The organism is Streptosporangium sp. NPDC050284 (assembly GCF_044459525.1).
Taxonomy (GTDB): Bacteria; Actinomycetota; Actinomycetes; order Streptosporangiales; family Streptosporangiaceae; genus Streptosporangium.
In genome coordinates, this window is sequence record NZ_JBITIZ010000004.1 from 371,511 (window position 1) to 385,435 (window position 13,925).

A 13,925-nucleotide genomic window follows, 5' to 3' on the forward strand; every position below is an offset into this window, starting at 1 on the left:
TGGCATCGGCAAAAATACCGGTGTATTACGTCCCGTCGCGGTCACGTGTTCCCTGCGGGTCCGGGGGGACCGAAAGGACTGCGGGTCAGGCTCCGGTGAACCATCTGGGTGAGCGTCACGATGTCGAAGACCGGCATGCCGAGCTGCGCCTGGATCTCGTGCGCGTAAGGCACCACGTCGGTGCATTCGATGACGAGCGCCCCCATGTCCGGGTTCTCCTTCGCCAGCCGTTCGGTCTGGCCCAGCACCTCGCGGCCCAAACGGTCGACGTCGAGTTCGGCGCGCCGCCCTTCGAGCATCACCTCGCGAAACTCCGGCTGGTCCTCCAGGCCCACGACGCAGACCGGGATGTGCTCGGCACCGACCGCCTCCAGGTGACGCCGGGTGAGAGAGGGCTTCTTCGCGACCAGCAGCCCGACCTTCCGGTCCGAACGGATCATGCGGTGGACCATGGGCAGCTGGATCAGGCTTGAGGCGTAGAGCGGCACGTTGACCGCGTCGGCCAGCTTCCTCTGGAAGATGGCGAGGAAGCCGCAGGCGCCGGTGATGGCCGCCGCGCCCCGCGCTTCGAGTTCCTGTGCGGCGTGAATGAACGGGTCGAGCAGACCGGGGTCGGCCTGGGTCACCACGCGTTCCGCCGTCGCGCCGTCCACGACCCGGTAGATGACGGGAAAGTCGAAGGTGGTCCGGTTGCGAATGTGTCCTGGGATCTTGGTGAAGTCGGTGTCGCAGCAAAGGACGCCGACCGTGACGTCGCGCGTCGTGTCCATCTTGGCTGCCATGAGGGTTCTCTCCCGTCGGAGGGGGGGTGGTCAACGCCATGAGTACGGGTGTGGGCCCGGGGGGCTTCGCTGTGACAGCAGCCGCGCCGGGGCCGGCTTCTGTCATGTCGTGAGTACGGGTGTGGGCGTGGTCCCCGTGTCAGGGCCGGCGCCGGATACGGCCTCCGTAGCGATCGGGGCGCAGGGGCGCGAGATCCGTCTCGGGCCGTTCTCCGGTGACGATCTGGGCGATCAGCCTGCCGCTGACCGGCGCGAGACCCATGCCGATGTGGCCGTGGCCGCACGCGACGGAGAGGTTGCGGTAGGGGGTGACACGTCCCAGATAGGGAAGGCCGTCGGGGCTGCAGGGGCGGAAGCCGCTCCAGGTTTCGAGGATCTCGGTGCTCTCCAGTCTCGGAAGGTAGGTGTGGACGGTTCGCAGGACGCCGTCCACGCGGCGGCGGGAGATCGTGGCGTCCAGACCCGCCAGTTCCAGGGTTCCGCCGAAGCGGAGGCGGTCGCCGAGGGGTACGAGCGCGACCTTCCCCTCCCCCAGAAGAACCGGCAGCCGAGGCGCGTTGGCCGGTGCCTTGACCGTGACGGAGTACCCCTTGGCGGGCTGGAGCCTGAGCCCGAGGTTCAGGTCGCGGGCGCATTCCGCCGACCACGTCCCGGCGGCGACGACCGTCTCGCGAGGGCCGAGATCCCCTCGCGTGGTCCTGACCCGCCGGATCCCGCGGCCCGCGACCTCGAAGCCGACGACCTCGGTCCGCTCGTGGATCTCGACGCCCATGCCTTCGAGCATCCGGGCGAAAGCGGTGACGAACTCGGGAACCCGCAGGTAGGCCCCCTCCTCGTTGTACAGGGCCCCGCGGATGTCGAACTCGGCGTCCGGTTCGAGCGCGCCCAGCTCCCCTGGTTCGAGGACGCGCAACGGCACGCCGCTCGCGACCGTAGCGGGCACCGACAGGCACGCCTTCTCGAACCCCTGCGGTGTCCTGTACGCGAGGAGCATGCCCTGGGCGGTGAAGGTGGAGGCGAGGTCGCCCGACGCGCACAGCTCGCGCAGGATGCCGAGGCTTCGCTTCTTCATGTCGACCAGCACGCGGAAACCGGCTTTCGCGTCCCGTTCGTTGCAGGCGCGGCGAAAGTGCCAGAGCCAGGACAGCAGCTCGGGGTCGAGCCGCGGTCTGATGGAGAAAGGGCTTTCCGGATCGAGGAGCCAGCGCAACCCCTGGGCCATCACGCCGGGCTCGGCGAGAGGAAGGGCACCCTGCGTGCCGACGAAGCCGGTGTTGCCGTACGAGCAGGACTGGGGACCGCCGACCGGCCCGCGTTCCACGACGGTCACGCCGTGACCCGCGCGACGTAGATAGTAGGCGCAGAACAGGCCGACGACGCCGCCGCCGATGACGAGGACGTCGGGATCGCTCCGGATGGGCGCCGGGCTCGGCGAGTGTGGCGGCGGTGCTGTCGGCATCTGTCGTCCTCTACGGGGTCACGGGCCCGGGCTCGCGGCGTTCGTGGGATCACGCTCCCGGGGTCGCACTCACGGGAGTCGCGGTCACAGGGTCACGATGAAGAAGTTGGTCATGAGGTTGATCACGACCCGCTCGTAGATCTCGGCCATGAGCGCGATGCCGGGCTCGGCGAAGGTACCCGGGGGCGGCTCGGCGAAGCGGATCACCGAACGACCGGCGTCGAACAGCTGGGCGCCGTGCCCGAAGTCCCCGACGATGGCGGTTCCCGGGTCGACAAGGCGCGTACGCACGATGAAAACGCCGTTCTGCTCCAGGTCGTCCATCAGACGGCCCTGTCCCATGAACCGGTAGTAGTCGACGGGGTTGATGATGAGGCCGTCGGCCGTACCTCCCATCTGCTCCGCCTCGTTGCAGGCCGCGAGGATCGTCGAGGTGAACGGCCCCTTCGACGTCATGCGTATGACGTCCGGGATGTTCAGCAACCCGCCCTTTCCGCGAATGATGGTGTGGTTCTCGGCCGTACCGAGGCGAACGATCAACCGGTAGTTGATGAAGGACTCGAAGGTCTCGGGGTCCTCCCACAGGCCGGGCGGTACCTGCACCCACGCGGTGGTGGGATACAGCTCCGGGATCGGCGACTTGTGGAAGCGGTTCGCCGCCTCGCGCCTCAGGTCGGCCTCGTCGACCACGGGGTCCTCCGGCCGGGGCGGGCTCTCCTGCCAGTAGTACCGCCGGGGGTCCCTGGAGAGGTCGACGACCTTGAGCATGTTGCGTGCCGGATAGCGCGGCTTGCGCCGCGAGCTCGTCAGCGAGTCGGTGATCGTCACGTCGTACTCGACGGAGGCCTCGAGTCCTTTGTCCATACAGGCCTCGACGAACATCCGGCCCGGCGACATCTGCTTCTTCCGCTCGGCGACGACCTCGGCCATCGTCCGTTTCATGCCTTCGGTACGCTGCATGGCTTCCTCGCTCGTGGTGGTTCCGCGCTCATCGTGGTCTGGGACTGATGGTGGGTCGGTGTCCGTGGCGGTTCGGCGCTACGACGTGGTGGTGCCGGGCTTTCTGGCGACGAACATCCCCCAGCCGAACTCACCGTCGTCGATGGCGACCTGGATCTCCGCGCAGGACTCGGCGAAGGCCAGCATCCAGTCGCGGGCCGCGGCGTCCTGCGTCGCCCCGGCGCGCTCCGTGGCCGTCCTGCCCAGTACGCGGTAGGTCTGCCTGATGTGACTCTCCAGGTTGCGCGCGAGCAGGATCTCGAACCCGGCCTCCTGCAGAACGGTCTGGTAGCCGACGAACGAGTAGCCGCTGTTCCATCTCACCCGGTCATAGACGTGCTTGCGGGCGCGCTCACCGATCTCCTCCTTGGGCTGGAGAAAGTCGGAGAAGGCGAAGATGCCCCCGGGTCTGAGAACACGGTGGATCTCGCGGTGACTGCCGGGCTTGTCAGGTACGAGGCAGAGCGCGTCCTGGCTGACGACGTGGCTGAAGGTGTCGGCCTCGTAGGGCATCTGTATGACCGAGCCCTCGCGGAACGCGATGTCGAGCCCGGCCTCGGCGGCGAGGGCCTCCCGCGCGAACTTCACGCGCTCCACGCTCAGGTCGAGCCCTTCTCCCCGGCAGCCGAACCGTCTGGCGAGATGAATGAGGAAGTTGCCGCAGCCGCAACCGACGTCGAGGACGAAGGACGAGCCGCCGATCATGGCGTCCGCGGCCAGGATGTCGGAGGTCCGCTCGGCGGCGGCACGGTAGTCGTCGTCGGTGTCGTCCGAGAAGTAACCGGTGTGCAGGACACCGTCGCCGTCCCAGAAACTCAGATAGGTGCTGAGTGTCTGGTCGAAGAAGTCACGGACGTCCGTCTCGGTGTAGGGGTGGCTGGTCTTCGACATCACGGATGCCTTCCTTGTCTTACGGAACCCTGTCTTGGGAAACCTGTCTCGAGTCCTGTCATCCGGACCTCCCGCCGGGACCCCCCGGCCGCCACGCGCCCCTCATGTGAAGGTGTCCCTGCTCGCCAAGGTGAGGTGGGCCGGCTCCGGTCCCACCACGCTGGCGCCACCGTCGATCAGGTGGAGCCCGCCGGTGACGAACGAGGCCCGCTCCCCGGCGAGGAAAGCCGCCACGGCGGCGAACTCGGCCGGATCGGCGAGGCGGCCCAGGGCGTTGTGCCCGCCCATGACGCGCAGCTGGGCTTCGACGTCGCCGTCCGCGGCCAGTTTCGCCGCCGCCCGTTCCACCGGCGGTGTACGGGTCGCGCCGGGCGCCAGCACGTTGACGGTGATACCGTCGCGGCCGAGCTCCGAGGCGAGCGACTGGGCGAACCGCACGATGGCTGCGCGGGTCACCCCGGACAGCGCCAGCTGCGCGATGGGGACGCTCGCCGTCTCCGAGGCCACGAAGAGCAGCCGGCCCCACCGGGCGGCCTTCAGATGCGGCAGCGCCGCGAGAGCGAGGGCGACCGCGGGGAAGAGCACCTTGTCGACGGCCGCCTGATAGTCGGCCGGGGCGAACCGTGAGGCCGTGCCGATCGGCGGACTGCCACCGCTGACGAGGACGATGTGGAGCGCGCCGAAACCGGCGGCGACCTCGTCGACCCAGCGGCGCGCCGCGTCCCCGTCGGTGACGTCGACACTCGTGGCGTGCACGCGCCCGCGTGCCACCGCCTTCACACTCCGTTCCGCCTCCGCGAGCCGGTCGCGGTCGCGTGCGCCGATCGCGACGTGCGCGCCCTCCCTCGCCAGTTCCATGGCGGTCGCCAGGCCGAGGCCACTGGAGCCACCGGCGACGAGCGCGACCCTGTTCTCAAGCCCCAGGTCCAACCGTCCTCCTCCCTCGCCGTTCTTGCCGTTCTCGCCGGTGCCCGGGACATCCGTCCTACGGGTCCCCCGGTGCACGCGGTCCGCCGCCGTCCAGGTCCTAACGCTCACCGGCCGCCCGTGGCGGACCGGCACCGCGCCGCCACGGGCGGCCGGTGAGCGGTGTGCCGCCGTAGCCGTAGCGCCGAAAGAGCGGCCATGACAGCGTCGTCGCGGTCAGCCGGGCGGGCATGGAGAGGCCGGTTCTCCAGGAGTCGTCCCGGTTCCGGATGACGGTGGTGCCGGTGTTGAAGCGGTCCGGGTTGCCGGTCACCGTGTGGTTGGTGTGGAGCTCGATCGTCTGGCCCCGCATCGGGTTGGTCTCGGGGTCGGCACCGCAGAACCGCAGCAGCGCGTCGATCGTCCCGGCCGGGTCGGCGATGAACTCCTCGTAGCGCAGGAACATCGACCGCTCCGGGTGGCGCCGGAGGATCGCCTGTGAGGCCACGTTGAAGCCGTACCAGTAGGCCGTGCTCTTCCTGGACGACATGACGTAGCAGTACTGTTTCTCGCGGCTCCACGACTGGGCGACCGCCCGGGGGTCGCGGACGAGATGGACGTAGTAGGGCGTCACCCCTTCGAGATGCGACAGCAGGGCCGCCTCGCCAGGGATCTTGGTGGTGTCCACGAGCACGCGTGCGCCGGTCAGCGCGGCCACGGCGTGGTAGGTCCGCGTCATCAGGGCGGCGTGCTCGCGGATCTCGGTGGAGCGCAGCCCGCGGCCGAGCACGCGCCAGGTGTGCCGCGTCCGCACGCAGGCCAGCTGGCGGCGAATGACGATCTCTGCGTGGGCCTTCGCCGAGACCCCGGGCGGCCGGTCGAGAGGGAGGATTCTCGACCAGATGTCACACTCGGTCAGTGGCCTGCCACAGCCGCACGAGCTGTTCGCGCCCATGCCCGCGGCGTTCTTCCACAAAAAGTGCATCTCCCCGACGTGGAAGAACTCCGGGACCTCGTTGAGGACGTTGCCGATGATGGTGCTGCCGTTACGGCACCAGCCGGTGACGCAGAGGACCCTGAGCGACGGCGCGCCCGGTGGATCTGATGTGTTGATGGCGTACTCCTGACTCGACGGGCTCAACTCACGGCCGCCGGCCGCGCGTCGGGCCGGCGGACACACAGCGACACGGCCACGGCCGTCGCCGCACAGGCGGCACCGACGACGAACACCGCGGGGTAGCCGAACCCGGCCGCGACCGCTCCGGCCAGCGGCCCCCAGACGGCCAGGCCCAGGTCCCAGAAGGAGGTGTAGGCACCGATCGCGGCTCCCTGCCTCGACGGGTCGGTACGGTTCATCACCATCAGGGCGAGCGACGGGTGCAGCAGGGAGAACCCGACCCCCATGATCACGCTGCCGAGCACGGCGACGGGCAGGTTCGGGGCCAGGGCGATGATCAGCAGGCCGAGGGCCTCACCGGCGCCGGACCAGGTCGCGACCGTGCGCGGCCCGAGCCGGTCCGGCAGGTGACCGATGAACAGGCGAGTGCCGGCGTAGACGGCGCTGAAGGTACTGAGCACGACGACGCCCGACGACACGCCCCGAGCCTGCAGGTGGAGGACGACGAAGGCGGCGATCCCGGCGTATCCCGCGGCGGCGAGCGCGAGTGCGAGTCCCGGCAGCAGCACGGGCCGCGGCAGCAGGGTGCTCCCCCAGTTCCGTCCCGCACCGTCCTGCCCCGCCCGGGGTCGCTCGGTCCCTGACGGCGCGGGGACCGAGCTGATCAGCAGGAGACCGGTGAGCGCGGCGGCGACGCTGAAACCCCACACCGCGCCGTACCCGAAGTTCAGCAGCGCCGCGCCGAGAAAGGTCCCGGCCGAGATCCCGCCCCACATGCTGATGCCGTAGAGCCCGATCAACTGCCCGCGGCGGTGGTGCGGCGCGAGCGACACGACCCAGACGGCACCCGCGGTGAAAAGAGACGCCTCACCGACACCGAGCAGCAGCCGGACGGCGACAAGACCGTCCAGGCCGAGCGGCAGGAAGTAGAGCAGGCCTCCGACGGCGATGACCAGTGCGCCGGCCAGCATGACAAGACGGTGGCCGTAGCGGTCCGCGAGGTGGCCGGATATGGGCCGTACGAGCAGGGCCGTGAGCGCCGTCGCCATGACGACCAGCCCGACGGCGAGGTCACCGGCGCCGAAACTCTCCCTGACGAAGCCGGGCAGTACCGGGATCACGGCGGTGAGACCCAGGTAGCCGCAGAAAAGCCCTCCGAAGACCCCGACGAGAGCGAGGCGCGGGATCGTGCTCCTTTCCGCGGGGGCCTCCATCGCTACTGTCCCACGGGTGCGGGGTCGGCCAGCCCGGCGGCCGGTTTCGCCGAAGGACCTGAGCCCTGACCAGCGGGTGCGTACCCGCGATCGTCGCTCAGGACGGCCCGCGCCGGTTGCGCGTGGCGGCGGTCCGGCGCGACGGCGGCGGCGACCTTGCGGACCGCCCTGATCAGCTGATCGCAGTCCTCCGCCGAGAGACTGGAGGACAGGGGGACGTCGACCGCCTCTTCCAGGTATCTCGTGGTGTTCGGCAGTAGCGCCTTGATCTCCTCGGCGTCCTTGTCACCGAACATGAACCGCCAGTTCCAGAAGACCCGCACGTTGGTGTCCTCGTCGGAACCGAGGTTGCGCGCGTCGACGCCCTCGCGGCAAAGGGCGTTCGCGAACCATTTCGCGTCCACGCCGGGAACGCGGAAGATGAACGCCTCACCGAGGTATGCGCCGGGTTCCACAGGCTGCCGGATCGCGATCCGGGAGAGGCCGGATAGGGCCGAGGCCACGTAGGTGTAGTTGCGGTGGAAACATTCCAGGCGCAGCGGCAGCCGGGCCATCTCCGCGCGCAGCAGGGCCGCCCGGATCTCGTCCATGCGGAAGCTGAGCAGCGGCAGGTCGAGATCGGTGCCGATCGGCGGCTCGCCGTCGGGAAAGTGCCGCCGGAAGCGTCCCTCGTAGGCGCCGGAGAGCACGACCGCGCGGGCGAAGAGCACGCTGTCGTCCGTGGCCAGGAAGCCGCCCTCACCACAGTTGAGCGACTTGTCTGACTGGGTACTGAAAGCACCCGCGAGCCCGAAGGTGCCGAGCTTGCGGCCCTTCAGTTCGGCGCCGAGGGCCGGTACGGCGTCCTCGAACACCGGCACGCCCATCTCCGCGGCGAAGCGTGTCAAAGCCTCCATGTCGGCGGCGAAACCGCGCATGTGGACGACCAGGATGCCTTTGATGTCGGGTGTCCAGCGGCGGCGGAGGTCCTCGATGTCCATATGGAGGTCCTCGTCCACCTCCACCAGGAGGGGGGTACAACCGGCGAGCACGATGGCGCTGGGGGTGGCGACGAAGGTGAAGCCCGGGCAGGCGATCAGGGAACCCCGTGGTATCCCCGCGGCCATGATGGCGAGCGCGATCGCGGTGGTACCGCTCGACACGGCCAGCGCGTGCTTGGTTCCGAAGTAACGGCACAGTTCCTCCTCGAACCGGCCGCACTCGGTGTCGCGCTGGGATCGGTAGTCGTAGCGGAAGTAGAGATGGCTGCGGATGGCTCGGATCGCCGCCTCCTCGTCCTCGGGGTGGACGAAGACGGCCCCCTTGTCGTAGGTGGGCCAGGGTACGCGCCGGACAGGAGCGCCACCGTGTATGGCGAGCCGCGCGTCCTCGGCCTCCTCGCTCTCCGGCAGCGGCCGGACCGGCGCGGGCCCCTCCTTCTTTCTGTTCACCGTCGAGCTCCTTGTTGCTGGCTGGCTGGTTTTCTCGTCGATGGCTTCCGGGCGTGCGTGATCACCACCACCGGCGCGGTCATGGTCACGCGGGGCCGGCGGTGTCGAAGGTGGCGGCGGTGAACTTGCCCGTCGCACTCCCCGCCGCGATCACGGGGCAGGGAGCGGACAGGAAAGAACGCTGACGATCATTCGAGAAACCCCGGAGATCAATTCTTCCGGGGATTACTCAGGCTCGTGGAACAAAATTATCGATCATGGCGGGGACTATGGAAATCTTTAGAATGTTCCCTAAATGCGCCAAGGGTGTCAATGGCCAGAAATGGTATGGCTGAGAAAACGAGCACCCGATCCTCCGTACGCGCCCACGGTCACCCGCAGTCTTCCGGGCACCGGATAATCACCGTCTCCACGGCTCCGGCGGTGCGCGTCGCGATCCGGTGGAGGCCGTGACTCGCGTGCGGCGAGGACGGTCATCGCTTCACGTCCCCCAACAGGAGCCACCCTGACCTGGAAACTCTTTATATGTCGCCCATCTCAGCCGTCGAAGCTCCCGCCATCGGAGGGGTCCGGCGGGATCCGGGGGCGGGACATCGATGACCCGCATCCCAAAAACCCTAAAAACCTATAAATAAAGTCGAAAATCCGGATTCAAAGCATAGCCGGCCAGAACGGCTTGATCTTACCCGACCTCACCCCGTATTTGACATATCAATTTCGGTCGTCGCTTTATTTGTGTTTGCGGAAATACCTCTCAGGTACCACCGAAAGCGCCTTCCCGTTTCCCTTGCGACCGGATCCACATTCACAGCTCATCCGAAATTCCTTCGCGCGACGAGGGCACTCCCGGCGAATTCTCATCCACCGGTTCCGGCACTACATGCGGTAGTCCCAGTCGAGCAGGCCCGCGCGCAGGTCGTCGACGAGGCCGCGGACACAGTCGAGTTCGGCCCCGAGCACGGCCCGCTGGTACTCCGACTCCACCAGGAAGACCCGGGGCAGGAACCTCCCCCCCTCGGTCAGATCGGCCTCCAGCTCCGACAGCCGCGCCCGCAGAAAGGACAGGCGCTCCTCGAGCGCGGCACGGACCTCGTCGGGCGGCAGCACGAGCATGAAGGCGAGCGCGGCGGGAAACTCGGGAAACTCGCGGGCCCGCTCGGAGAGCATCGTCCGCATCCACCGCCGCAGCGTGTCACGGCCCGCGTCGGTGGGCTCGTAGACGGTCCGCTCCGGGCGGTTCTCCTCGCGTGAGGTCTCGCGGACCGCGATGAGCCCGTCGCGCAGCAGCCGGTCGATGGTCTGGTACACGCTGTTGCGCTGCGCGACGTTGACCACGTCGTCCTTGTGCCGCTCCCTGATCAGACGCTGCATCTGGTACGCGTGCATCGGCGCCTCGACGACCAGGGAGAGCAACGCCATGGCCAGGGGAGATCGCCTCGTAGACATGGCGAACATCGTAGGGCTCGCCATCCAATAGTTATTCTATGTATAGTCATTTTATGACTAAGAAAGCACTGATCATCGGCGGGGGCATCGCGGGTCCGGTGACGGCGATGGCCCTGCGGCGTGCCGGGGTGGACTGCGAGGTCTTTGAGGCCTACGACCGCGGATCGGAAGGCGTGGGCGTCTTCCTCACGCTCGCGGTCAACGGGATCGAGGCCCTGCGCCTCCTCGACCTGCACGACCTCGTCCGCGACCTGGGCATGGACTCCTCGCGGATGCTGATGCTCAACGGCCGAGGCAGGCCGCTCGCCTCCACCCGGCAGCCCAGCCGGACGCTGAGGCGCGCCGACCTCTACCTCGCGCTGCGCGACGAGGCCGTACGGCGCGGCGTGCGGATCCACTACGGCAAGCGCCTCACCGACGCCTCGATCACCGCGGACGGGGTGCGGGCGGTCTTCGCCGACGGCGACACGGCCGAGGGCGATCTGCTCGTCGGCGCCGACGGGCTCCGCTCGCGCACACGCACCGTCATCGACCCCGGCGCGCCACGCGCCCGGCACGTCGGACTGCTGAACACGGGCGGCTTCGCCGACGGCGTCGAGGTGCCGGGCGAGCCGGGAACGAACCACTTCATCTTCGGCAGGCGTGCCTTCTTCGGCTACCTTCTCCACCCGGACGGGCAGGTGTGGTGGTTCGCCAACCCTCCGAGCCCCGTCGAGCCCACCCCCGAGGATCTCGCGGCGCTCACCCCCGAGCGCTGGCGCGCCACGCTGACGGAGTTGTTCAAAGACGACACCGGGCCGATGCTCGACATCATCGGCGCGACGGACGACATTCCGGCCGGCTGGAACACCTACGATCTCCCGACCGTGCCGAAGTGGTTCAACGAGCGCATGGTGATCCTGGGCGATGCCGCGCACGCGGCCTCACCCTCGTCGGGCCAGGGGGCGTCCATGGCGATCGAGGACGCGGTGGTGCTGGCCAAGTGCCTGCGTGACATCCCTGCCACCCCTGAGGCGTTCGCCGCCTTCGAGAGACTGCGGCGGGCCAGGGTGGAACGGATCGTGGCGCACGGCAAACGCAACGGAAGCGGTAAGGCACCGGGAGCCGTCGGCGCCTTTCTCCGCGACCTCACGCTCCCCGCCATCATGCGGCAGGTGGACAGGAGGAACGCGCTGGCCTGGATACACGACTACCGGATCTCCTGGGACGGTCCGGTGTCCGCGCCGCCGGCGGCGGCTCGCTGAACCGCGAGGGGGACGATCACACCGGCCGGATCCCTTCGGGAACGGACCAGGATGCGAGCCTGCCGGGAGCCGACGAGCCGGGTACGGGCCGGGTGCGGACCGGTCAGAGTGCGGTGATGGCGGTGCCGCGCGCGAGCAGCAGGACGACGTCGACCGCGGCGACGGCGATCGCCGCGGCGAAGGGAACACGTGAAGAGCCCCGGCCCAGTGCCAGCCCTCCGGCGGTGAAGGCCCCCGCCACGGCCAGGGCGGCCCAGCCGCCCACGCCCGGAGTGCCCGGGGGCCCCAGCACGAGCAGGGCCGTCGCGGCCAGCAGGGGCACCGGGATCAGGACGCGGACGCGAGCGACGCCGAGCCTCTGCGGCCAGCCCCTCACCCCGGCGGCGAGGTCCGCGGAGATGTCGGGAAGCACGTTGGCCAGGTGCGCCCCGCAGCCGAGCAGCGCTGCGGCCGTCACCGCCCACCAGGCGGGCCACGGATGTCCCGGCAGGCCCAGGGTCACGAACCCCGGCAGCGAGCCGAACCCCACCGCGTACGGCAACCAGGACAGCGCGGTCGCCTTGAGCCCGAGGTCGTAGGCCCACGCCGCGGCGACGCCGACCAGGTGGACGGCACCGGCGGCGGGTCCCGAGGCGAGGGAGAGCGGCACGCAGAGCGCCAGCGCCGCGATGGCGGCGACCCACACGGTACGGACGCTCACCGCGCCGGAGGCGACGGGCTTGCCGGTGCGGTGAGCGGCGGCGTCCCGCGCCGCGTCCACCGCGTCGTTGCACCAGCCGATCGAGAGTTGCCCCGTCAACACGGCCGCGGCCACCAGGACGCACCCGGCCGCGTCGCGCCCGCTCGCGACGGCCAGCGCGGTCACCAGGACGGTGACCGCGACGGTCGGCCCCGGGTGACAGGCCAGCGACAATCCCTGTACGGCCCGGAGCAACGGCCGGGTACCCAGGCGCGATGGACCGCTCGTCGTCACCCGTCGATCGTAGGCGGGAACCTCACGGAGCCGGAACGCGACTCCCTGCCGTACCTGGCCGCTTTGAAAAACGGGCACAGAGGACTTCGTAACGCATGCAGTACACGACAGGTGGGCAAGAGGGAGATGTCCGCTGTTCGCGAGCCGGGGGTTGATAGATGACGCGAATCGTCGCTGTCCGCGGCGCACTCCCGCCGAACCGCCACTCCCAGGCAGAGATCACCGACGCGTTCGCGCGAGCGTGCCTTCCCGAGGGGGCCAGCCGACGGCTGCTCGACAGGCTGCACGCCTCCGCGCGGGTGGAGTCACGGCACCTGACGCTGCCGCTCGAACGGTACGCCAAGCTGGACGGCTTCGGTGCGGCCAACGACGCCTTCGTCGAGACGGCCGTGGAACTGGGCGCCGAGGCGGTGGGCGGGGCGCTGGAGGACGCGGGGGCCGCCCCCGAGGACGTGGACATGATTCTCTTCACCTCGGTGACCGGTGTCGCGGCGCCCTCGGTGGACGCCCGGCTGGCCGGACGGCTCGGGCTGCGCCCGGACGTCAAGCGGATACCGGTCTTCGGCCTGGGCTGTGTCGCGGGGGCCGCGGGTGTCGCCCGCCTCCACGACTACCTGCGCGGCTGGCCGGACCACCTGGCGGTGCTGCTCTCGGTCGAGCTGTGCTCCCTCACCCTGCAGCGCGGTGACGACTCCATCGCCAACATGGTCGCGAGCGCCCTGTTCGGCGACGGGGCGACGGCCGTGGTGGCCTGCGGAGACGGGTGGCGGCCACGGCGTGCCGGGCCGTCCGCGACCTCCCGCGCCGCCGGGGCGGGCGGCGCGTCCGCGACGACGCGGCCCGCCGGGCCCGCCGGGTCATCTCCGCCGAACAGCGCACCCGCCCCGCACCACAGGCTCCCCCTGTCCAGCCCTTCCGTCCCGTCGGCGTCCTCGGGATCCGCGAGGTCCTCCCCCGTGACGCACCGGCTGCTCCCCGAACCCGCCGCTTCGTACGGAGTTCCCGAGGCGTCGGTCGCGACGGCGGGACCGACGGTGGTGGCCTCGCGCAGCCACCTGTATCCCGGATCCGAGCACGTGATGGGCTGGCACGTCGGCGACACCGGCTTTCGGGTGGTGCTCGACGCGAGCGTCCCCGAGGTGGTGCGCACCTATCTGGCGGACGACGTGCACGGCTTCCTGCGCGATCACGGCCTGAGGGTCGAGGACGTGACGGCGTGGGTCTGCCACCCGGGCGGCCCGAAGGTCCTGGAGGCGGTGGCGGAGACACTGCGGCTTCCCGAGGACGCGCTGGACCTCACCTGGCGCTCGCTCGCCGCGATCGGGAACCTGTCCTCGTCCTCCGTCCTGCACGTCCTGCGGGATACGCTCACCCTGCGGCCACCGCCGCCGGGTACGCCGGGGCTCCTCCTCGCGATGGGGCCCGGCTTCTGCTCAGAACTCGTACTGCTGCGCTGGTAGGAGC

General features: G+C 69.6%; 12 protein-coding genes. 2 read left to right on the forward strand and 10 right to left on the reverse strand.

Annotated features, from left to right (window positions below; genetic code table 11):
- Positions 1-41: 41 nt before the first annotated feature.
- The 9 genes from ACIBH4_RS12675 to ACIBH4_RS12715 form a co-directional block, all read right to left on the reverse strand.
- On the reverse strand, positions 42-782 hold the full coding sequence (locus tag ACIBH4_RS12675) for an aspartate/glutamate racemase family protein (protein WP_362514181.1): 741 nt from the start codon (positions 780-782) through the stop codon (positions 42-44).
- 139 nt (positions 783-921) lie between these two features.
- Positions 922-2,241, reverse strand: coding sequence for an FAD-dependent oxidoreductase (locus ACIBH4_RS12680; protein WP_362765074.1), 1,320 nt, complete (start codon positions 2,239-2,241; stop codon positions 922-924).
- A gap of 84 nt (positions 2,242-2,325) precedes the next feature.
- Positions 2,326-3,201 (reverse strand): family 3 encapsulin nanocompartment shell protein, encoded by an 876-nt coding sequence (locus tag ACIBH4_RS12685; protein WP_362514175.1) that lies wholly within the window; start codon positions 3,199-3,201, stop codon positions 2,326-2,328.
- A 78-nt stretch (positions 3,202-3,279) separates the two neighbouring features.
- Positions 3,280-4,131, reverse strand: coding sequence for a methyltransferase domain-containing protein (locus ACIBH4_RS12690; RefSeq protein ID WP_362514172.1), 852 nt, complete (start codon positions 4,129-4,131; stop codon positions 3,280-3,282).
- 102 nt (positions 4,132-4,233) lie between these two features.
- A complete protein-coding gene (locus tag ACIBH4_RS12695; RefSeq protein WP_362514169.1) occupies positions 4,234-5,061 on the reverse strand; it encodes an SDR family oxidoreductase in 828 nt (275 codons plus the stop codon).
- A gap of 97 nt (positions 5,062-5,158) precedes the next feature.
- On the reverse strand, positions 5,159-6,178 hold the full coding sequence (locus ACIBH4_RS12700) for a sulfotransferase (protein ID WP_362514166.1): 1,020 nt from the start codon (positions 6,176-6,178) through the stop codon (positions 5,159-5,161).
- Positions 6,175-7,368 carry an MFS transporter gene (locus ACIBH4_RS12705; RefSeq protein WP_362765071.1) on the reverse strand — a complete coding sequence of 398 codons (1,194 nt, stop codon included), beginning with the start codon at positions 7,366-7,368 and terminating at the stop codon, positions 6,175-6,177. Before ACIBH4_RS12705 ends, ACIBH4_RS12700 begins: the two co-directional genes overlap by 4 nt.
- A 2-nt stretch (positions 7,369-7,370) precedes the next feature.
- The gene (locus tag ACIBH4_RS12710) at positions 7,371-8,798 is read right to left on the reverse strand and encodes an aminotransferase class I/II-fold pyridoxal phosphate-dependent enzyme (protein ID WP_362514160.1); all 1,428 of its coding nucleotides are present in this window, start codon (positions 8,796-8,798) and stop codon (positions 7,371-7,373) included.
- Positions 8,799-9,674: 876 nt separating this feature from the next.
- Positions 9,675-10,244 (reverse strand): PadR family transcriptional regulator, encoded by a 570-nt coding sequence (locus ACIBH4_RS12715; RefSeq protein ID WP_362514157.1) that lies wholly within the window; start codon positions 10,242-10,244, stop codon positions 9,675-9,677.
- 53 nt (positions 10,245-10,297) lie between these two features.
- Here ACIBH4_RS12715 and ACIBH4_RS12720 point away from each other — a divergent pair, with 53 nt between their 5' ends.
- Positions 10,298-11,488, forward strand: a complete 1,191-nt coding sequence (locus ACIBH4_RS12720) for an FAD-dependent monooxygenase (protein ID WP_362514154.1) — start codon at positions 10,298-10,300, stop codon at positions 11,486-11,488.
- A gap of 103 nt (positions 11,489-11,591) precedes the next feature.
- On the opposite strand, the gene ACIBH4_RS12725 is transcribed toward ACIBH4_RS12720, so the two are convergent.
- Complete coding sequence (locus ACIBH4_RS12725; protein ID WP_362765068.1) at positions 11,592-12,461, reverse strand: UbiA family prenyltransferase; 870 nt, start codon at positions 12,459-12,461, stop codon at positions 11,592-11,594.
- A 158-nt stretch (positions 12,462-12,619) separates the two neighbouring features.
- Here ACIBH4_RS12725 and ACIBH4_RS12730 point away from each other — a divergent pair, with 158 nt between their 5' ends.
- Positions 12,620-13,921, forward strand: coding sequence for a 3-oxoacyl-[acyl-carrier-protein] synthase III C-terminal domain-containing protein (locus ACIBH4_RS12730; RefSeq protein WP_362765065.1), 1,302 nt, complete (start codon positions 12,620-12,622; stop codon positions 13,919-13,921).
- Positions 13,922-13,925 lie beyond the last annotated feature (4 nt).